This window comes from Shewanella sp. SW32, from assembly GCF_025653365.1.
Taxonomy (GTDB): Bacteria; Pseudomonadota; Gammaproteobacteria; order Enterobacterales; family Shewanellaceae; genus Shewanella; species Shewanella oncorhynchi.
Genome location: NZ_JAKKSJ010000027.1, coordinates 21,989 through 43,209 on the forward strand (window position 1 = coordinate 21,989; position 21,221 = coordinate 43,209).

General features: G+C 46.9%; 17 protein-coding genes, 1 pseudogene and 1 riboswitch. Of the genes and pseudogenes, 10 read left to right on the plus strand and 8 right to left on the minus strand.

The window, feature by feature from the left end; genetic code table 11:
- Nucleotides 1-239 precede the first annotated feature (239 nt).
- The 4 genes from L5M28_RS16275 to L5M28_RS16290 all read left to right on the plus strand — a co-directional run bounded on the left by L5M28_RS16275 (nt 240) and on the right by L5M28_RS16290 (nt 4,769).
- Nucleotides 240-779: a PH domain-containing protein gene (locus L5M28_RS16275; protein WP_263203933.1), complete on the plus strand. Its 540-nt coding sequence runs from the start codon at nt 240-242 to the stop codon at nt 777-779.
- Between the two features lie 151 nt (nt 780-930).
- A complete protein-coding gene (locus tag L5M28_RS16280; RefSeq protein WP_263181952.1) occupies nt 931-2,205 on the plus strand; it encodes an Nramp family divalent metal transporter in 1,275 nt (424 codons plus the stop codon).
- A 141-nt stretch (nt 2,206-2,346) separates the two neighbouring features.
- Nucleotides 2,347-2,811, plus strand: a complete 465-nt coding sequence (locus L5M28_RS16285; protein WP_168824742.1) for a DUF1456 family protein — start codon at nt 2,347-2,349, stop codon at nt 2,809-2,811.
- 269 nt (nt 2,812-3,080) lie between these two features.
- Nucleotides 3,081-4,769, plus strand: coding sequence for an NAD-dependent malic enzyme (locus L5M28_RS16290; protein WP_263203935.1), 1,689 nt, complete (start codon nt 3,081-3,083; stop codon nt 4,767-4,769).
- Nucleotides 4,770-4,898: 129 nt separating this feature from the next.
- On the opposite strand, the gene L5M28_RS16295 is transcribed toward L5M28_RS16290, so the two are convergent.
- Both L5M28_RS16295 and L5M28_RS16300 read right to left on the minus strand, forming a co-directional pair.
- Nucleotides 4,899-5,333 carry a DUF3069 domain-containing protein gene (locus tag L5M28_RS16295; RefSeq protein ID WP_105250165.1) on the minus strand — a complete coding sequence of 145 codons (435 nt, stop codon included), beginning with the start codon at nt 5,331-5,333 and terminating at the stop codon, nt 4,899-4,901.
- Between the two features lie 31 nt (nt 5,334-5,364).
- A complete protein-coding gene (locus L5M28_RS16300; RefSeq protein WP_263203938.1) occupies nt 5,365-5,889 on the minus strand; it encodes a phosphatase PAP2 family protein in 525 nt (174 codons plus the stop codon).
- A 221-nt stretch (nt 5,890-6,110) separates the two neighbouring features.
- Here L5M28_RS16300 and L5M28_RS16305 point away from each other — a divergent pair.
- Nucleotides 6,111-6,341: pseudogene (locus tag L5M28_RS16305) on the plus strand (diguanylate cyclase domain-containing protein); the annotation flags it as partial.
- Here L5M28_RS16305 and L5M28_RS16310 read toward each other — a convergent pair.
- Entirely contained in the window at nt 6,338-7,135 is a 798-nt protein-coding gene (locus L5M28_RS16310) for a substrate-binding periplasmic protein (protein WP_028761670.1), read from the minus strand. The pseudogene L5M28_RS16305 and the gene L5M28_RS16310 sit on opposite strands and share 4 nt — an antisense overlap.
- A gap of 174 nt (nt 7,136-7,309) precedes the next feature.
- Between L5M28_RS16310 and queG the strand changes: the two genes are divergently transcribed.
- The gene (queG, locus tag L5M28_RS16315) at nt 7,310-8,512 is read left to right on the plus strand and encodes a tRNA epoxyqueuosine(34) reductase QueG (RefSeq protein ID WP_263203940.1); all 1,203 of its coding nucleotides are present in this window, start codon (nt 7,310-7,312) and stop codon (nt 8,510-8,512) included.
- A 95-nt stretch (nt 8,513-8,607) separates the two neighbouring features.
- Here queG and metE read toward each other — a convergent pair whose 3' ends face one another.
- Nucleotides 8,608-10,878 carry a 5-methyltetrahydropteroyltriglutamate--homocysteine S-methyltransferase gene (metE, locus tag L5M28_RS16320; RefSeq protein WP_263203942.1) on the minus strand — a complete coding sequence of 757 codons (2,271 nt, stop codon included), beginning with the start codon at nt 10,876-10,878 and terminating at the stop codon, nt 8,608-8,610.
- A 199-nt stretch (nt 10,879-11,077) separates the two neighbouring features.
- Here metE and L5M28_RS16325 point away from each other — a divergent pair, with 199 nt between their 5' ends.
- A complete protein-coding gene (locus tag L5M28_RS16325) occupies nt 11,078-11,983 on the plus strand; it encodes a LysR family transcriptional regulator (protein WP_105250171.1) in 906 nt (301 codons plus the stop codon).
- A gap of 79 nt (nt 11,984-12,062) precedes the next feature.
- Here L5M28_RS16325 and L5M28_RS16330 read toward each other — a convergent pair whose 3' ends face one another.
- From L5M28_RS16330 to L5M28_RS16345, 4 genes are all read right to left on the minus strand, one after another.
- A complete protein-coding gene (locus L5M28_RS16330) occupies nt 12,063-12,791 on the minus strand; it encodes an HDOD domain-containing protein (protein WP_105250172.1) in 729 nt (242 codons plus the stop codon).
- 281 nt (nt 12,792-13,072) lie between these two features.
- Nucleotides 13,073-15,034, minus strand: a complete 1,962-nt coding sequence (locus L5M28_RS16335; protein WP_113939063.1) for a TonB-dependent receptor — start codon at nt 15,032-15,034, stop codon at nt 13,073-13,075.
- A gap of 108 nt (nt 15,035-15,142) precedes the next feature.
- Nucleotides 15,143-15,378: riboswitch (cobalamin riboswitch) on the minus strand.
- Between the two features lie 134 nt (nt 15,379-15,512).
- Nucleotides 15,513-16,955 (minus strand): hypothetical protein, encoded by a 1,443-nt coding sequence (locus L5M28_RS16340; protein ID WP_263203944.1) that lies wholly within the window; start codon nt 16,953-16,955, stop codon nt 15,513-15,515.
- Between the two features lie 3 nt (nt 16,956-16,958).
- The gene (locus tag L5M28_RS16345) at nt 16,959-18,293 is read right to left on the minus strand and encodes a hypothetical protein (RefSeq protein ID WP_263196985.1); all 1,335 of its coding nucleotides are present in this window, start codon (nt 18,291-18,293) and stop codon (nt 16,959-16,961) included.
- Between the two features lie 203 nt (nt 18,294-18,496).
- Here L5M28_RS16345 and rihA point away from each other — a divergent pair, with 203 nt between their 5' ends.
- The 3 genes from rihA (at nt 18,497) to azu (ending at nt 21,155) form a co-directional block, all read left to right on the plus strand.
- Entirely contained in the window at nt 18,497-19,453 is a 957-nt protein-coding gene (rihA, locus tag L5M28_RS16350) for a pyrimidine-specific ribonucleoside hydrolase RihA (protein ID WP_263169443.1), read from the plus strand.
- A 19-nt stretch (nt 19,454-19,472) separates the two neighbouring features.
- Complete coding sequence (gene rbsK, locus L5M28_RS16355) at nt 19,473-20,384, plus strand: ribokinase (protein WP_263196987.1); 912 nt, start codon at nt 19,473-19,475, stop codon at nt 20,382-20,384.
- Between the two features lie 294 nt (nt 20,385-20,678).
- Entirely contained in the window at nt 20,679-21,155 is a 477-nt protein-coding gene (azu, locus tag L5M28_RS16360; protein ID WP_028759449.1) for an azurin, read from the plus strand.
- Nucleotides 21,156-21,221: the final 66 nt, after the last annotated feature.

Sequence of the window (21,221 nt, forward strand, 5' to 3'; positions counted from 1 at the left end):
TTCCCTTGTTTTATTTATCTCATTAAAATTATTTAAACAATAAGAAAACCCTAAATTAACAATAAACAAGGTAATGAGTTACAAACCAAAGTCAATGGCAGAGATATAAAAAGTTAAACTTTTGTTACATTTGAGGCGGTGTATTTTCCTCATACGAGAATCAAAGAAGGTCTAGGCACTAAAGATTCAACCTACAAGACAAGTCGCAGTATTTGAATATCAGAATTAAAGGAAGAAATATGGAAGACAAGATTATTTATCAAGCAGAGTTTGAACCCCATTTAGGTTGGTATTGGTTGCTTTCAGGGGCCGCCTATTTCAGCCTGAGCATAATAGGTATTCCCTTGTTATTACTTTGGTTTCCAATAGGGCTGTGGGGGACTCGCCGCTATATTAACAACATGAGTGCGCAGCTCACCAGCAATAAACTTATTGTCAGGAGGGGCATATTAACTCGTACTGAAAACACAGTGCCTTTGGACAAAATTACCGATATGGCATTGATCCAAGGCCCAATTATGCGCCTATTTGGTCTGCATAAACTCACGGTAGAAACCGCAGGGCAATCGGGCGCAGGCGCATTGATAAGCTTAGTCGGCATAGTCGATGCGCCTCAATTTAGAACCCGCGTATTAGAACAAAAAGAACGGCTTACCCAACCCTTGCACCCAACAATCCCATCGGCACAGCCAGATAATACGCTGTTACAAATCGTAGCCGAAATGGCTGCAAGCTTAAAACGCATTGAAACTTTACTCAGCCAAAAATTAAACGGATAAATTGAATAAAACAACTTTTAGTTCAATCACTTTACCTTTAATGTTGAGCCACTCACTTAGCGTTAGCGCAGCTTTTACATGAGCGCAGCCTTCGCATGAGGGCTTATTCGATTCCCCAGATTAATTTTCAACAGGCATTTTTAATAACGACATGACAGAATCTTCAGTAACTTCTCCTTCATCCTCTTGGATGACACACCTAACTCTCGGCATTAAAGCCATGGGCCCAGGTGTTCTTATGGCCGCAGCGGCGATTGGCGCATCCCATTTAGTCGCCTCGACTCGGGCGGGCGCCGAATTTGGTTGGCAACTGGCTTGGGTTATTCTTGGGGTGAATTTACTTAAGTATCCCTTCTTTGCAGCTGGCGCACGCTACACAGCTGCCACAGGGGAGAGTCTACTGCACGGCTACCAAAAACAGGGCCGAGGTTACTTACTGCTGTTTACTGGGCTCAATGTGATCGCCGCCATTGCCAGTACAGCAGGGGTGTGCATGTTAACCGCCGCTATGTTGACCCAATTTATTCCGCTCCCCATCGATTGGTTAGCCCTACTGGTATTGCTGAGTTCATTGGCTTTACTGATTTTAGGCCATTATCAACTGCTTGATAGACTCACTAAGATCATCATGTTCGCCCTAACCTTAACCACCTTAATTGCCGTGGCCTTGGCTTGGGATCACGCTCAACCATTAGCGAGCAATTTTGTCTCTCCTTCACCTTGGCAATGGGCCCATGTGGGATTTTTGGTCGCCATGATGGGTTGGATGCCAGCACCGATTGAAGTCAGCGCTTGGAATTCTCTCTGGTTGCTCGAAAAACAAAAAAGCCAGACGGTCACGAAAGCGCAGGCACTGCTCGACTTTAACTTAGGCTATATCATCACTGCGATCCTCGCGATCGTGTTTTTGTCCTTGGGCGCTTTAGTGATGCACGGCAGTGGCGAACACTTTTCAGATTCCGGCGCACAGTTTGCTAATCAATTGATTAATCTTTACAGCCAAGTGATGGGCGGCGAGAGTCGTTATCTTATTGGTATTGTGGCATTTCTGTGTATTTTCAGCACAACAGTAACAGTGATTGATGGCTATAGCCGTACCTTAGATATGGGCTGGCAGTTACTCACCTCAAAGACCAGTTCAGACAAACGCCTCACAGGGATTATGCTCGCCATCAGTGCCTTTGGCTTATTGCTGATCCTCTTCTTTAAAGGTGCACTCTTACCGTTACTCGAGTTTGTGATGATCTTGGCCTTTATGACCACAGTCATTTTTGCTTGGTTAAATTACCGCTTAATGACCAGCAAACAGCTTCCCGAGACAGACAGATATGGGACTAAGATGAAACTCCTCTCTTGGTTTGGCCTGATTTATCTACTGATTTTCGCGGCACTGTTTATCTATTGGTACAACATCATTAAAGGTTAATTGCCCAGAATGTTTATGCCGGAGCAATAAATGGCCTTAACTAACTGCCATTAAATTCCCGCTGAATTCTGCAATTAAGGTGGTTTGGGTATATAATGCGGGCTCTTAAACCAGACAGCGCAGCCGCGCCAAGAGATGACCATGATTAATAATGATATTTTGCGCCGTTTGCGCTTCGTGTTTGATTTTAGCAATGCAAAAATGATTAAAATTTTTGCTAAAGCTGGAAGAGAAGTGCCTGTCGAAGAGATGATTGATCTTCTACGTAAAGAAGAGGAAGAAGGTTATAAAGCTTGTAACGACACGACCTTATGTCAATTTTTAGATGGTCTTATCATAGAGAAGCGCGGTCTACGTGAAGGTGCAGAAATTCCAGCGCCCGTTTCACGTTTAAACAACAACCTCATCTTTAAAAAGCTGAGAGTTGCCCTCGAAATGCGTGAAGAAGACATAGTAGCAGCTTTGGCTTTAGCCGAAGTGCAAATGTCAAAATCAGAGCTAAGCGCCCTGTTCCGCAATCCAGACCACAAGAATTTTAAAGAGTGTGGCGATCAAATACTGCGTAACTTTATCCGCGGCTTATCACTTAAGTATCGCGGCGTATAACGCTAAACTTATGACATAAAACGCAGCTTAGGCTGCGTTTTTTTATATCCGTTTTTATCTACACCTGAGCTTGTTTGGATATAAACAAGACCTTAACAATTCCATCTCAACAACCTCAGAAATCCTGTTTAAAACAGCTGACTTTTTTACTGCTGCAAAAAAAACCACAAATACCTCGTTCCACGGACAACAAAGATCACATTTCATGATAACCTTACGTGACTTACAGCACGTATTGACCACTTAAACAATAACTCAAAAGGTTACCCATGGACGATAATAAACGCCCCCTCTATCTTCCGTTTGCAGGACCTGCCATTCTTGAAGCCCCACTGATTAACAAGGGCAGTGCATTTTCTGAAGAAGAGCGTATTTTCTTTAACCTCGAAGGCTTAGTCCCCTATGCCATTGAAACGATTGAGGAGCAGGCTTCTCGCGCCTACGATCAATTTAGAAGTTTCAATAACGACTTAGACAAGCACATTTACCTACGTAATATCCAAGACACAAACGAGACCTTATTTTATCGTTTAGTGCAAAATAACATCAGCGAGATGATGCCCATCATCTATACGCCGACGGTAGGTTTAGCTTGTGAACGTTTCTCGAAAAACTATCGCCGCAACCGTGGTTTGTTTATCTCCTATCCGAACAAAGATAGGATCGATGACATCCTCAATAACTCGACTCGTCAAAAAGTTAAAATTATCGTAGTCACTGATGGTGAACGTATTTTAGGCCTTGGCGATCAAGGTATTGGCGGCATGGGGATCCCTATCGGTAAGCTGTCACTCTACACTAGCTGTGGCGGTATCAGTCCGGCTTATACCCTGCCTATTACCTTAGATGTAGGCACAGATAATCCGCAGTTGTTAGAAGATCCTATGTATATGGGTTGGCGCCATCCACGCATCGGTGGTGAAGAATACGCCGAGTTTATCGAAGCCTTTATGCAAGCTGTACATGTGCGTTGGCCGGATACTTTGATCCAGTTCGAAGACTTTGCCCAAAAGAATGCCATGCCGATCCTAGAGCGTTATAAAGATCGCTATTGCTGCTTTAACGATGATATTCAAGGCACTGCTGCGGTTGCCGTTGGTTGCTTGCTCGCCGCGTGTAAGGCTGCGGGCACTGAATTGAATCAACAACGTATCGCCTTCCTCGGTGCTGGTAGTGCTGGTTGCGGTATTGCCGAAGCTATCGTGGCACAAATGGTGTCTGAAGGGATCAGCGACGAGCAAGCTCGCACTCAAGTGTGTATGGTTGACCGTTGGGGCTTATTGCTCGACAACATGCCTAACCTGTTGCCATTCCAGCAAAAATTGGCGCAGAAATGCACCAACATCCAAAATTGGAGCAATTTCAGCGACAATATTTCACTGCTCGATGTGGTTAACAACGCCAAGCCGACAGTGCTGATTGGGGTATCTGGCGTTCCAGGACTCTTCACCGAAGAAATCATCCGTGCTATGCACAGCCATTGTGCTCGGCCGATTATTTTCCCTATGTCGAACCCGACCAGTCGCGTAGAAGCGACACCGAAGGACATTTTGCATTGGACCTCAGGTCAAGCACTCGTCGCTACGGGCAGCCCATTCGAACCTGTGGTTGTCGATGGTGAAACCTATGAAATAGCCCAGTGCAACAACAGCTTTATCTTCCCAGGTATTGGCTTAGGCGTATTAGCTTCGGGCGCACGTCATGTATCCGATGCCATGTTGATGGCTTCAAGTCGCGCACTTGCAGAATGCTCGCCACTGGCAATCGACGGTAGCGGCCCATTGTTACCTAAACTCGAAGATATCCACGCGGTCAGTAAACACATCGCTTTCGCCGTAGGTAAAGTCGCAGTTGAACAAGGGTTAACGCTGCCAATGAGCGATGAAATCTTACAACAATCAATTGAAGGCAATTTCTGGAGTCCAGAATATCGCCGCTACAAACGCACTTCGTTCTAAGCAATAACGTTGCCGCGACTTAAGTCGTGGCAACGCAGCTTTAGCTAAGGGTTTGTGCCAGCAAAAAGCCCGTTACTTTACAGTAACGGGCTTTTTAATTTTCTGACTCTGTGCTGATTTCAATAAAAACTAAGGCGCCATCACCTGTTTAAAGCTATTGAGCAAAGCACGATCGGTACGCGCTTTCTTCAACTTACGTAGGCTTTCTTTGAGCGATTCATCGGCTAAGCGCGTAAAAATGCCATTATATTCTTGCTCTTGGATTGCACTATCGGTATCGGCTTGCTCAGAAATTTCTTGGGCGACACGACTCAATTGCAACCAAGCATTAGCAATATAGAAACCGTGGAATGCGGCTTGTTCCATTAGATTACGTGCACTGGCAGGTAAAGATGCCCAAGCTTGGCTAAATTTACCTTCCCTGTCTTCCAACAGTTCGGCACACAAACCTTGGTACGCTGCTAATAAGTCACCCGGTAATTTCGCCATTGGTAACACTTTATTCGCAACATTGTAAGAAATCTGCTCGGCAGTTTCGCGGTAAACAGCTGATAATTCGCTCATAAAAATCTCGATTCACATCCCAAAAATAGTCTTAAAACTGGCCACTCACATATAAACCATAAACGCCGTTACCCGCAATCGGCGTAACTGTAATCCCCTCATAGGGTTGAGTAAAATACCACCCCGCCAGCGCGCCAATCGCCGCGCCAGCTAACACATCCTCGAGGTAATGCTGGTCGCTCGCCACTCGAGTGTAGCCCACATAAGATGCGGCAACATAGGCAGGTAAACCATATTGCCAACCATAGCGCTGCTGAATAAACGTCGCCGCCATAAAGCTGTCTGAGGTATGACCCGATGGAAACGAATCATCGCCACTATCGTCTGGCCTGTCTTTACTCACACCATACTTAAGACCTTCAACAATTAACCGACTCGACACCGCTGCCTGAATTAACTGCCAACTACCATCATAACCCTCTTCATAAAACAAGGTCGCACCCATCGCAGTAGCGGGTAATAATAAATGCAATACATCGCCAGAGGTTTCTAAATCTGAGCCTGCCCAGCTAGTGCCACTTATCATGAATAATGCAGCACAGAGTAATTTCTTCAAGGGTGATTCCTTTGTGGGATAATAACCAAGGCGGAGTTTATACCTTGATCATTAACCGAATGCAAAATTGCTATACATCTATATTAAAAATGAACAAACAAGTTATGCTAAGCTAATAATTAGCTATTGATTTTAATGCGAACAGGAATCTTTTTTGCTACATCAACTTAGGTATTTATCATTCTCCTTATTGCTGCTTCTACTGCCGCTCAGCAACGCTATGGCAGAACCATATTAGCCGCCTTAGCGCACAGAATTTACCAGCAGAACTCAAATTAACCGTTAGCGCTGGTGTCGCCACTTTAGAACCACAAAATAATACTGAAGATGCATATCAAGATAAAGATTTTGCCACCTTGCTAAAGCGGGCCGACAATGCTCTTTATGAGGCTAAAAATGCGGGCAGAAATTGTGTGAAATCAGCCAAGAATGAGGCTTTAAAAGAGAATTAAACGGCCTTATGCCAAAACACTTGATGTTGTAATGGCGGTGGCAAAGTGCCAAACCATGTCTGATACAAACGACTAAATTCACCTGAGTCTTTCATTTTCTCTAGCTCTGTTTGCCAACTGATAACGGTTGCCGCCGATGTCCCTTTAGAAAAAGCTAAATAGAGATTAATCTCCGATACTACAAACACTTGGCGGATATCTGTCTCACTCGCGCCTACTTCTTCGAGTATCTGCTTTACCGCAAGATCCGCTTGGCACCAAAAACGAATTCGAGAAAACAGCAACTGTTTCGCCGATTGCTGTGGAAAACTCGCCACCAGCAAATTATCCACGCCCGCTTGTTGTAGCAACTGCGCACCCGCCGATTCCCGATAAACCCCCACAATATCTGTCGATTGAAGTTCAGCAAGTTGATCGAGAGCTATGGGATCTGCCGCCCTTGCGTACAATGCAATTTTGCTGGTCGCAATAGGACCGATAAAATCAAACTGCTCAGCTCGCTCATCATTAATTGACGTAGCAAAAAGTAAAACGTTCGCAGAGGTATTGGCAATCGAATACGCCCGAGCCCAAGGTAACACATCGATTTTTTCACTCTGACCCAGTCTTGATTGCAAGGTATTGACTAAGTCCACCGCAAAACCTTGCGGCACACCATTTTGCTCGTAACTCATGGGAGGCCAAGCTTCGGTCACCAATTTCAACTTGTCAGGCGCCGCAAAAACAAGATTAGGCATCAAGCCTAATAAGCTCATCGCAAGAAAACACGCCCTAAGGGGAAACGCACTCAGCATACGAATACCAAACGATAAACATTAGACCTAATCATAGACTCAATCCCAACTGCAAATAAACAAATACCCCAAAGAAAATATCGCCTCATGCCCCCTTCTGAGTAAACTCGTCCTCAATAAGTGAAAACTGCTATCATATTGCCACCTAGCCAAGAGCCTCGCTGCAATCAATTCATGTCAACTTTAGCCAATCAAACCCCAAGCCAATCCTATGCCAGCATGCTGTCGCGGCTCGCTCTGCAAATTAAAACGTGGGGAAAAGCACTCGGATTTGCGCAGGTTGGCATTTGCGATACGGATTTAACCGCTGAAGAAGCCAAACTTCAAGCATGGCTAGACAAAGGTTTTCATGGCGAAATGGCCTATATGGCCACCCATGGCATGATGCGCGCTCGCCCGCAAGAACTGCATCCGGGCACAGTGCGGGTGATCTCCGTACGGATGGACTATTTACCACCCGAAGCTGGCTTTGCAACGAATCTCACCGATCCCAACTTAGGTTATATTTCCCGTTATGCAGGAGGTCGCGACTACCACAAGTTGATCCGCGCTCGGCTTAAAAAGCTGGGGGATCAAATCAGTGCAGAGTTAGTTTCTCTCGGTTTCGATGCCGCTGACTTTCGCCCCTTTGTTGACTCAGCCCCTGTACTTGAGCGCCCCTTAGCCGAAAAAGCCGGTATAGGCTGGACAGGTAAACACTCACTCATACTCAACCATGAGGCTGGCAGTTGGTTCTTTTTAGGTGAGCTACTGATCAATTTGCCTCTACCTGTGGATATTCCCATTCAAGAAGGCTGTAACACTTGTGTCGCCTGCATCACCTCCTGCCCAACGGGTGCAATCGTAGAACCTTATGTGGTCGATGGCAGGCGCTGTATTTCCTATCTCACCATTGAACTGCAGGGCGCTATTCCCGAAGAATTTAGGCCACTCATGGGCAATCGCATCTATGGCTGCGATGATTGCCAACTCGCGTGTCCCATCAATCGCCAAGCGCCGCTGACTGAAGAAACTGACTTTCATATTCGTCCGCAGTTAAAGCAACCAGACCTTCTCAGCCTTTTTGCTTGGAGCGAGGCCGAGTTTCTTAAACAAACTGAAGGCAGCGCCATTCGCCGCATTGGACATAAACGTTGGCTACGTAATATTGCAGTAGCACTGGGTAACGCTCCCGCAAGCACAAGCATTATTGCCGCACTTAACGCCCGCAATCACAGCGAAGATATCGATGAGATAGTGCGTGAGCATATTGAATGGGCGCTTAATGCCCAGCAATCGCGCCTTGCTGAAAGCACCACAACTGAACAACAAAAAGCCCGCCGCAAAACCGAGCGCATGGTGCGCATTATCGAAAAAGGCTTACCGCGAGATGCTTAAGTCAGTCGGCAATAAATAAAAGACAACGGATGCATAAGCATCCGCTGTTACTAACTCAATAAGATCAATAAAAAATATTTCACTCAAGCATAATATTAACTAAGGCGGCGACGTAGTTCTCGCGTGGCATCGACCATGTTTTTCAATGCGGGTTCGACTTCATCCCAAGTACGGGTTTTTAGGCCACAATCTGGGTTGACCCACAGCTGACGTACGGGCACTTTTTGCGCCGCTTTCTCGATTAAGTACACCATGGCCTCCACACTTGGAGTGTTTGGCGAGTGAATGTCATACACACCGGGGCCGATTTCATTGGGATATTCAAAATCTTCAAAGGCGTTGAGTAACTCCATCCGTGAACGCGAAGTCTCGATAGTAATCACATCGGCATCCATGGCGGCAATCGCGGCAATCGTGTCGTTAAACTCGCTGTAACACATGTGGGTGTGGATTTGAGTCTCATCAGTCACGCCAGCAGCGCTGAGTTTAAAGGCATTCACCGCCCAATCTAAGTAGGCTTGCCATTCACTTTGTTTCAATGGCAGACCTTCACGGAAGGCGGGCTCATCGATTTGTATAATACCAATACCGGCATTTTGTAAGTCCACCACTTCATCACGGATCGCCAGCGCCAGCTGAGTCGCAATCACATCGCGGCCGATATCTTCACGGGCGAATGACCAATGCAGAATCGTCACAGGACCAGTTAACATGCCTTTTACAGGTTTGTCGGTGAGACTTTGGGCAAACTCGGCCCAATCAACCGTCATCGCCTTTGGACGACTAACATCACCATAGATCAACGGCGGCTTAACACAGCGTGAACCATAGCTTTGCACCCAACCATTTTTGGTAAAGCCAACGCCCGCAAGCTGCTCACCAAAGTATTCCACCATATCGTTGCGCTCGGCCTCACCATGAACCAGCACATCGATACCGAGTTTAAGCTGGCGGTCGATAGTATCGCGGGTGACTTGTTGTAATTGCTCTGTATATTGTGCATCACTCAGATCGCCCTTGCGCCAACGACTGCGTAGTCCACGGATTGCAGGTGTTTGTGGGAAGGAGCCAATGGTGGTGGTCGGCAACAGAGGTAAACGGTATTTCTGCTGCTGCACTGCTTGGCGTACGGTGAAATCACTGACGCGCTCATAATCGGCAGATGTCAACGCGGCAACGCGGGCAATCACTTGACTGTCGGCAGCCTGCGCTTTCGCCTCGCGGCGCGCCAAACTGGTTTGCACAATCTCTTTTGCCGCGATAGATTCAGGTGCCAGTAGCAATTGGCGCACATTGGCCAGTTCAAGTAATTTTTGCTTCGCAAACGCGAGTTGTTGACGCAGCGCGGGCTCAAGCGTGGCTTCCACATCTAAATCCACAGGGCTGTGCAGGAGTGAGCAAGAAGTACCGATCCACAAGCGATCTCCGAGATCACGGGCAACCGCGCCTATGCGTTCGGCAATCAAATCCGCCTCTGCCGCCCACACGTTGCGACCATTGACCACACCCACCGACAAAATTTGATCTCGACCAAGCGCATGGGCAAAGACTGCCAATTGATCCGGCGCTGTGACTAAATCGACATGCAACCCCGCGACCGGCAAGGCCGATACCAGCGCTTGATGGTGTGCGATACCGCCGTAATAACTGGTAAGAAGGATCTTCACCTTCGCAGTGCTGAGGGCTTGATACGCCTCAGTCATCGCCGCTTGCCATTCGCCATCCAATTCCAATGCGAGAATGGGCTCATCGAGCTGTACCCATTGCACTCCCAGAGCAGCAAAACGCACCAAAATGTCAGCATAAGCAGCTAATAAATTGGGTAATAAGCTTAACTTATCAAACTCTTGGCCCACGGTTTTAGCTAGGAACAAGTAGCTAACAGGGCCGAGTAGCACAGGTTTTGCTTTATAACCTAAGGACTGCGCTTCGCTAACTTCATCAAAGAACTGCTCATAGGCAATCGAAAACTCTTGGTTTTGGCTGAGCTCAGGTACCAGATAGTGATAGTTAGTATTGAAATACTTGGTCATTTCAGAGGCTGGCGCATCTTGGCCCGTTGGCGCTCTGCCGCGGGCAACACGGAATAAAGTATCGAGATCGATTGCCCCTTCACCACGATGACGATCAGGAATGGCATTTAAAGTCGCGCTTAAGGTCAGCACTTGATCATAAAAGGCAAAATCACCTACGGGAACTTGCTCAATGCCAGCAGCAGCTTGCCACTGCCAATGGGTGCGGCGAAGTTCACTCGCCACTTCACGTAATTGTGCCTGAGTGCTCTCACCACGCCAGTATTTTTCTAAGGCAAATTTCAATTCACGACGACGCCCAATACGGGGAAACCCAAGACTATTTAATTGCATACTCTATCTTCCTTTATTTGAGATAAGCCATATTCGGCACTTACACCCACCAGATTGTTTTCTCTTGGCACTTTTCAGCACTTCAGCCTGATAAATAACAATGGGCGTCTGGACGTCTAGAAGTTTATTGTGTTAGTCTCTATTCCAGCAACCGAATTGATTTCAAGCACAACATGAGCGAAATTCACTTGGAGTGAACATGATCGAACTAAGACACCTGCGAACCTTAATGGCCCTGAAAGAAAGCGGCAGTTTGGCGGGCGCAGCCAAAAAACGTTTTGTCACTCAATCCGCCCTCTCCCACCAGATTAAGGAGCTGGAGCAAAGGATTAACTCGCCCATTTTTGTGCGTAAGAGTAAGCCACTGTCATTCACCCAAGAAGGTGCACGCCTGCTGCATCTGGCCGAAGAAATTTTGCCTAAGGTGTTAGAAACCGAGACAGATTTGAAGAATGGGCTGGAAACCGAAACCAATCAGTTGCGTGTCGGCATTGAGTGCCATAGCTGTTTTCGCTGGTTAATGCCTGTAATGGAGCAATTTAGGCAAGATCATCCGGCAGCCGAGTTAGACTTGTCGAGCCGTCATCTGTTCGACTCGCTCAATGCCTTAGAAATGGGTGAACTGGATATTGTATTAACCTCAGATCCTGTGCCTGGGCATTCACTCGCCTACCAGCATTTGTTTGATTTTGAAGTGAAGTTAGTGGTTGCTAAGGATCATCCTTTAGCGAAAGAAGCCTATGTCACACCTAAGCAATTAGCACACTTGCCTATTATCAGTTATCCAGTGCCGTTGACACGTTTAGATATTTATCGCCACTTTTTAGAGCCTGCGGGCATAGAGGCGGGCGAGCAAAAAACCTGTGATTTAACCATGATGTTATTGCAACGCATCGCCTGTAAAGACGGCATAGCCGCACTGCCAAGCTGGTCGATTAATGAAGGACATGGACTGAGTCTCGCTACGGTAAAACTCGGCCAAGAAGGCCTGAAACGACCGCTATTTGGTGCCTATCGCCGCCACAGTGCTAACTCTGCATTGATCCAAAATTGGTTACAACTGGTGGCGAGGGAAGGTTTATCCCGCCAGCAGAAGACGAATTAATGCGGGTGACATAGAGTAAAAAGCCTGCGAATGCAGGCTTGTTTATTGAGTCAAATGACTATTTCATAGCATCGACAAATTACAGCGGATTCATCAACAATCCACGCATAGACAAGACACGGCGCAGTATCAACCCTGATGAATTAGGATTACGGGTCTGACGCAAATTATGGGCGATCATAAATTCTTGACGCAGATCCTGATCGAGATCTAACGCCTCGAACGCTTCGATGGTTAAGGTCTGTTGTTGATTATCAATCAATGACTTAATCACACTTAAAGGAAATGACTGTTCGGCATTAGCATTTAAATAGGCAAATGCGGTCAGTGCGATAATTTGGCCGAACACACTGAACAGAGCTAAGGTTTGTACTTCGTCAGCATCAACCTCCACACCTTCCATATCCGCTAAGCTATCTACCGCATCCGTTGCAATATCTTCAGTCAGCTTCCAATAACCTTGGACCAACTTTTTATAGGGCTGTGGCAGTTCATCGAGGCGTTCTTTTAAATAGAACGTAAAAGCGTAGCGATAGATATTAACTTGACCTAAGCGGATCAAAGCTTCTTTCAACGAACGAGTTTTGTGATTTTCCACTACAGCAGCCTGTGCGGAATTACTGCGCATAAGCATGTGCGCTGCCAATGCGGGATCGCTCGAGATAATGTCAATCACATTACGAATGTCGCCTTCAGCAAGGATCGCTTTTTTGAGTGGAATTAGAATTCCTCGGCGGCCAATCACTTGCTCTTCGTTCGCTATGATAGCTCTAACTTGAGTAAAAACCTGTTGCTCAAGATCAGTCATAAGACACTTTACACCTGTTTATTAACAATAAGATGATTCGGTTACAGCTCACATCATACCTAAAATACTAAGAATTTCAGCCATAAACAGCAGAGTAAAATATAAATTACTCCTATTTAGTGATGACTGCCCGCTAACACACTATAGATAACGACAATTAAACCACTCTACTAAAACGATATTCAAGACTATACCTATTTTAAGATTTATTCTTTGAACTCAGCGTAAAAAATAAAAAGCCAGACTGAGTCTGGCTTTGTTATTAGATAGCTCATTAATATTTAGAAGCGGTAGCCCACAGTGAAACGAATATCGCGACCTCGACCAGAATAGTAACTATCCCCCCAATCGCCACCGTAATAACCTGCACTGACATAATCTTTATCGAATACATTATCGATACGCAGACTGGCAAGCCAAGCATCACGATTATAATTCAAGGCTAAATTACCAAGCACGTAACTTGCTAGCTTATCACCTTGATTAGCGTTATCGCCTTCGATAAAACGATCCCCCGTGTAGATAGCTTCGGCAAATACTTGGAAATGCTCAGCAAAATCCATGCTGACATAACCGCGTCCCGTGTGTTTTGCCACCCAAGACAGCTCTTTGCCATCGTTAGCACCATCGGTAAATTCGGCGTCGGTATAGTTATACTCTAGCCCGAGTTGCAGCGCTTTAGTGATCTGCCAATCCCAATCGGCACCCGCGCCATAACGACGAGAAGCGTCGGCATTGACGTTTGCACCGTTGAAATTTCCACCTATGGGTTTAACTGCACTCGAGTCATAAACAATTTCATCCTCTAAATCGAGACGATATAGGCTGACTCGTAGGGTTTGACTAGCGACAGCCCAATCCCAACCCGCCTCATAGGAACGGCCTGTTTGCGGCTTTAAGCCAAATACGCCCGGCGATGTATAAGCTTGCTCATCCACTTTGGCAAAACGGAAGTTATCATCAGCGCGCACATAGAGTCTGTGCTCCGCAGTTGGGCGGTAATTTAAACCCAGTTCGAATGCGTGGGCATTTTCGTCTAAATCCATGCCATTGGGATAGACATTGCCATCGACTAACTCATCGGTCACCCGCGCATATCGTCCACCCACAACGTAACTTAAAGTATGGCTTAAAGGCACTGTAGCTTGTAGATAGGCGCTTTGCATTTGCTGCACATTACTGCGCGCCATAGTGTCAAAATCAGCCTTGCCACGGCTGATGTCTAAACCTGTGACTAGGCTTAGCTCGCCTTGACGCGTACTGTAATTCGCTAACGCTTTAGGGCTAAACATTAACAGTGAGCGTGTGTTATGGCTGTTCGCCCCCCAATTAAGAGAAGACACTAAGGTATCGCTGTAATCTAAATCCGCCGCCAGCGCCCAGTTTTGATTAAGCTGATGCTGGTAACCCGTTCGCGCCGCAGTGGTCATCTCGTGGGCATACTCTACCTTATTTGATGAAGCACGGGGATCGTCTTTAAATTGCTTTTCAGTAAGCGAGCCCGGATTTTCACGATCGTTATCGTAGTAGCTGGTTTCAACAAAGAACGAGTCTGTGGCTGTTTTATATTGAATGCGGCCAAGAATAGAGCCGGTTTCGTTGGCATTATGCTGGCGATAGTTGTCACCTTGGTTGTAACTACCGGTGAAAAAGTAACGCCAATCTTTGTTGATCGCGCCAGACACATCACCACGACCTTCATAGGTATCAAAGCTACCGCCAGATAACTGCACGCTGCCGCCAGTATTTTCAGGGGACTTAGTGACAATATTGATCACGCCGCCCACGGCTTGATCGCCATAAAGTACACCTGCACTACCCGATAAAATTTCAATACGATCCACTTGATTAAGCGGAATGGCATTAAGGCTAGGTGCGGCGATATCGATATTATTGAGACGACGACCATCAAGTAAAATCAGCGTGTTATTAACGGCAGTGCTGGCGCTAAAACCACGCATAGCAAAGCTAGTTCCAATATTGTTATCCGAAATTTGAATACCGCTTTGACCGCGTAATACGTCGGTCAAATTAGTCGCGCCACTCATTTCAATAGCCGCAGCATCAATCACATTCACATTGGCAGCAATATTTAACGGGGTCTTATCAGAGCGGCCGATCACGACAAGATGCTCGTCAACTTTAGCTGTGCTGGTATCGTCAGCCGCCATAACGGGCGCGATAATTGAAAAACTGCAAAGGCTGCCGATCAGCAGCGCGATTTTTGTTGGATTTGTTCCCATTTTACCTTTAACTCCTGCAAGGAAAACGGGGCATTGACGCCACGATACCGTTAATTCAGTCGTAAATACTGACGGTGATTATCGCATTTTGAGATCTGCCCACCGAAATCTCAAAAACACCTTTAGGGCCGGTCTCCGGACTTAGGCTATGTTAATCCATTAAAAGTTAGATTAACGCGAGACTGACCTTTCACATTCTGACTTTCGGGTTCACTCTTGAACACACCAATCAAACGCGGTCTTCTCTCACCTTTTACCGTTGCGGGGGCAGTGCCAGAATTTCACTGGCTTCCCGATTATCTCACGACACTATCATCGTAAGCACCACAGAAGGTTGACTCAAAATTAGGTTAAAAGGGCGTACAACCTGTTAACGCCCAACAAGGCTCAGGGCATATCAGACCTGAGCGCGCGCATTATAGACGTCTATACGGATGAAAGTCCATTAATCTCAGATTAGCGAGAAAACTCACATGAGCTAGAAAACACCATCCCAGTTTTTTGCCGCAGGTTTTGGTCTGTCTTTGCTCAAAATCGCCTGACGCTGCTCAGGGGTTTCGCATTGGGCAACGGGGGTAAAATCCAGCGGTTTAATCACTAACGAGTCAGCAGGTTGCACTGGCGACTTGTCGAACATTGGCAAATTCATCGACCAAGAGACCAGCTCCCCCTTTTCGCTGATGCCAACATAACCGTCATTTGCGCCATCTAACCAAGTGAGTCGCGGAATACGTGCAATCAACTTCTCCACATTTTCACGGTTGGCGCGATAACCAACAGGCACCACTTTGCCATCGGGACGCGTAAACACAAAGGAGGCAGGCCCTCGAGTAATAACACTCCCTTCCTGCCAATATTTATCAAGAATCTCTTGGGCATAGTGAAACCCAAACATATGAGCGTAATCAGTATCGTCGGCCACTATTTGCGGCACGGCCTTATCCCGCAGTAATAAAAAGCCTGAGCCGATGCTGATAATCTCTTTTACCCCTGTGATATCGGTTTTTTGAATCCAATCGACACCACAGTTAATCCCATCGCCCCAAAAATGCGCATCCCCCGTAGGACTTAAAATCGCAAAGGCACAATTGTTTGCCGTCATACTCGCCACATCCTTTAAGGCGCTGCGGATCGAGTAAGCATCACTGCGCCAACCCCAACTCACCACAGTGCCGTCCTTTTTCAAGGCGGCATAGGTGTGTTGAAAATATTCGATCTTCGCTACATCCGTAAGCTGCGGGAGTAACTTTTTCATATTGGTCGACTCTTCAACCTGCCCCCAAATCACAGCACTGCCCTCTTTTTTGAGGGCGACAAAACTGCGACCTCTGGCAAAGATATCGACAACATCAACTAATTGATCCTGCACATGTAAGCTACTGCCGCCGTAGGGGCCATAACCCCAAGTGTGTACCTTGCCATTGGCATCAAGGGCCGCAATGGCCTCTTGATTAGCGAACAACTTGGTAATATTGGTCATGCGGTTTTGCAGGGCTTTGTCGAGGCTATATTTCCCCGCATTGCCCCAGTACACCACAGTGCCATCTTGACGTAGCGCGGCAAACCCGTCCTTAACTGGGACGATTTGCTTAACTTGCTTAAGCTGCTCCGTTACTTCCCGGCTATCACCACCAGCATAACTGTCGCCCCAAGTGATCACCTCACCAGATTGTGTTAACGCCGCAAAGGCCGAACTGTTGGTGACTACAGTCTCGACTGCGGATAAATCACAGGGAATATGGCGATACTGTGGACTCGGATTTTCCTTAAGTTGGAGCAATTTGCCGTTATCAAACTGCAATAAGGATTCCTTATCATTTTCGAACACGGTTAAGGGTTTCGGCTGACTACAAGCCGTTAATTGCAGGGCGATTAAAACTGACACGAATGCCAAAGGGCGAGGAATTGAATAAGACTGCATAACTTATTTCCTTGTCGTTGCTGAAAACGTGAGTTGCTGAATATGTTGCGCTACTTTATCCGATAATGACTCGATTATCGGCCTCAATGCGCGCTGAAAACCATGATTCATATCTAACCGAGACAATAGTGCTTGTGCATGTTTATCAGTGGTCTGCGCGCTATCAAGGCTGAGGGTTTGAAGCGCCATCGTCTGGCCAAATGCCGCTAAAATCACCGCTTGCACAGGGCTAACACTTGGCTCCGGCGCGCTACGCGTATCATCGAGCACCCATTTAACTAACCAAAGTAAATATTCGATACGGGCTGCAAGGTCGACACTGCATTTTTTTTCATCCTCCAAGCCAAAACTGAGCTCCTTGGCATAACAAAGTGCCTCCAATGCCTTGAGCTTTTCTGCCGATAATGTCAGTGCAAAAGGGAGCTGCGCAGTGCGAGTCATCAGCACAAAGGTTGCCAAGGTTCTTGCTGTTAAGGCTTGATTGCAACGGGCTAACATCGCGAGCGCTAAGTCGTGAAACCCTAATGAAATCAAGCGATAAAAGCTAATCATCACAATAGTTTCATCTATCGATTCCAGCTGTTTTTTGCTTGGTGCAGATTGCATTTGGGCAAATAAGGCAACAAAACTTGGGTATAACTCAGGGCAATGGCCAATATGGTCGGCCGCTTCCCATACCAGAATATTAGCGGCTGGGTGGCGCCTGTAGGTTTCAAGCAAATTGATAATTCCAACGTAATCTTGCTGATCCCCTAAACGCTTGAGTATTGGGATATAACGAGACTCAGCCCAGCAAATTCTTAAAGGAGTCGAACAGAAATAGCCCACCAGCAAACCCAATAATAAGCTTGCAGTACCAAAGGCAAAGTCCCACTTGGCGAGATCGCGGGTTAATTTAAGGTCTGCACTTGCACGGGTTGGTGCATCAGGAAGGTAGCTCACAGCACTTTGCGCATAATGGGGCCCTAATGCCCACGGCGTATCACCCTGCGGCGGAGCTAATTGATAAGTCGCACGGCAATCAACACCATCAAGCCCCCACTGACGAATCACCTCGCCCTCGGCGGTGTGATATTCCACTAAGCAAACCAATCTTTGGCGAGAAATGCCGTTCGAACCTCGTTCACTCCGATACTCAGTTTCAATCACCCGGCCAATGGCAACATCGCCACGCACTTCAAGCTGATTGACCAAATACCACTTTTGCCATCCTTCAGTGATAAAAAAGGCCGCAAGACTCAAGATTAAAATGGGAGGTAAGGTAAACAAGAGTACTTCGAGCCCCCCCCAACCTCGCTCGGGTGCGCTAGAGGTTAACTTACTGCGATTAATCAACACGCCAAAACGTCCTTATCATTCCATGATGCTTAAGCATTAAATGAATTTTGTTTGTGCCTACAGCGGGGCGCAATTTTAGCAGCTTATTGATAAAAATCAGAAAAAGCTCACAGTTTACTGTAAAGACACCATCACACTCATCGCCCCCCCGCTTGAACATGCTATTCTAAGCCCCCATCACCGCTGTTTAAAGGAGTAACAGTATGACTCGCCCTATTATTCTGGATTGCGATCCCGGCCATGACGACGCTATTGCGCTCATTTTAGCTCTCGCCCATCCAGAGCTGGTTCCACTGGCCGTCACCACCAGCGCCGGTAACCAAACGCCGGATAAAACGCTCAATAATGCCCTGCGGATCTTAACCTTATTAAATCGCAGTGATATTCCTGTCGCTGGCGGCGCAGTCAAGCCATTAGCTCGCGAATTAATCATTGCCGACAATGTCCATGGTGAAACCGGACTCGACGGCCCTGCATTGCCTAATCCAAGTTTTAGCCCTCAAGCCATTACCGCAGTTGAATTAATGGCGCAGCAAATTCGCCAAAGTCATCAGCCAGTAACCTTAATTCCCACAGGGCCGCTGACTAACATCGCCCTTTTACTGGCGAGTCATAGCGAGTTACACGATAAAATTGAGCGCATAGTGCTAATGGGCGGCGCAGCCGGTGTCGGTAATTGGACCCCAGCCGCCGAGTTTAATATTTTTGTCGACCCCGAAGCCGCCGATATTGTCTTTAAATCCGGTATTCCCATCACTATGTGTGGGCTCGATGTGACTCATCAGGCACAAATCATGGATGAAGACATAGAACGCATTCGCGCGATTCAAAATCCAATTGCTCAGTGTGTCGCCGAATTATTGGATTTCTTTATGATTTACCACAGAGATCCTAAATGGGGCTTTATTGGTGCGCCATTGCACGACCCCTGCACTATCGCTTGGTTGCTTAAACCTGAGCTATTTGAGGCGCAAGATTGCTGGGTAAGTATTGAAACCCAAAGTGAGTTGACTTTAGGCATGACAGTGGTCGATCGCTATCAGCTAACAGGTAAAGCCGCCAATGCGACAGTGCTGTTTGGGATCGATAGGCAAGGCTTTGTCGATTTACTGGTAGACAGTTTACGCGTCTATGATGCAACTTATCTCAATCGCAGATAAAAATGACAGTGAGTCTTCTATGAGCCAGATACTCGTTATCGGCAGTGCAAATGCCGACCATGTGATGAAATTTGAGTACCTGCCCGCTGCAGGGCAAACCTTAATGAGCCGAGATTACCGCCTCGAACAGGGCGGCAAAGGGGCCAATCAAGCCGTCGCCTGCGCGCGCTTAGCCAAATCAGGTTCACGCACTGATTTTATCTGCCATCTCGGCCAAGACAGTATCGGCGATGATATGCGTCAAAGCTGGATGAAAGATGGCATCAGCGCGGAAGGGATCCGCCAAATAGCCGGACTGAGCACTGGCACTGCCATGATTTTTATCGGTGATAACGGTGAGAATACGATTGGCGTTGCCGCAGGTGCTAACGCCAGCCTTTCACCCGATGACTTAGAAGCTCATTACGCCCTATTTGCTAATGCTGAGTACTTATTAACACAATTAGAAACGCCCGCTGCCACAGTGGCAAAGGCGCTGCAAATAGCCAAGAATCTTGGCGTGACGACTGTACTAAATCCCGCTCCAGCGACGGCACTTGGCCAAGATGTACTCAAGTGGGTAGATATTATTACCCCCAATGAAACCGAAGCAGAAGCCTTAACGGGAGTTGAGATCAACCATCTTGATGATGCACACATGGCAGCGCAACTTCTCCACCAGCAGGGAGTAAAGATTGTGGTCATCACCTTAGGTAGCCGTGGCGCATATATCAGTAGCCCAGGTTTTAATGGGCTAATACCTGCGTTTGAAGTGCAGGCCATAGACACAGTCGCCGCAGGAGATACCTTCAATGGCGCCTTAGCTGTGGGCTTAAGCGAGGGCATGTCGATTACTGCAGCCGTGGGATTTGCCAATGCAGCCAGTGCAATTACTGTCACTCGCCCAGGTGCACAACGTGCGATTCCCTATCGACAGGAGCTTTCGTACTAAAAACGTAAGAAGTTCAGAAGTAGACGCCCTGCGTTAGAACCTACAAATTATCATTTATAAATCAAACATATAAATAATAACTTCTGAGTACTTAGTTCACTCCAACTAAGTACTCACCTATGTTTACCGCTAACAATTTTGCCGCCAATAACGATGCAAGCTTTCAACCGAAAGTTGCATATACATAATTTACACGCTGATTTCATTCCCATTTAATGAAGATTGCTTATGCTGGCAGGTGCATGTCCGAGTCAAAACGGCTCGGCTACCCTTGTTCAAATAAGGAAGTACCAGATGAAAGCAAAAAGCACAGCTTTACGTAACGTGACCAGCACTAGCCTAATCGGCCTAGGATTATTATTCGCTAGCCAAGCGAGTGCCAACGAATGTGAACTGAAAATTGCCGCCACTGATGCAATGCAATTTGACACTAAAGAGCTGTCTGTACCTGCAAGCTGTAAAGAAGTGACCTTAACCTTAACCCACTCAGGCACCTTGCCAAAAGCAGCAATGGGCCATAACTGGGTATTAACTAAGGCAGCCGATATGTCAGCCGTAGCGACCGAAGGCATGAGTGCCGGTCCTGATGCAGCCTATGTCAAAGCCGGTGATACGCGCGTTATCGCACACACAGATTTAGTGGGCGGTGGCGAATCAACGTCGATCACCTTTAGCACTGCCGGTATGAGCGCTACCGAAGCCTACCAATTTTTCTGCAGCTTCCCAGGTCACTGGGCGATTATGCAAGGCAGTTTCAAGTTAAAAGCTTAAGGTGAATGGCTTAGCCTAATGTTAAGTGATAAAAACAAAAAAAGCGGATCTTAGGATCCGCTTTTA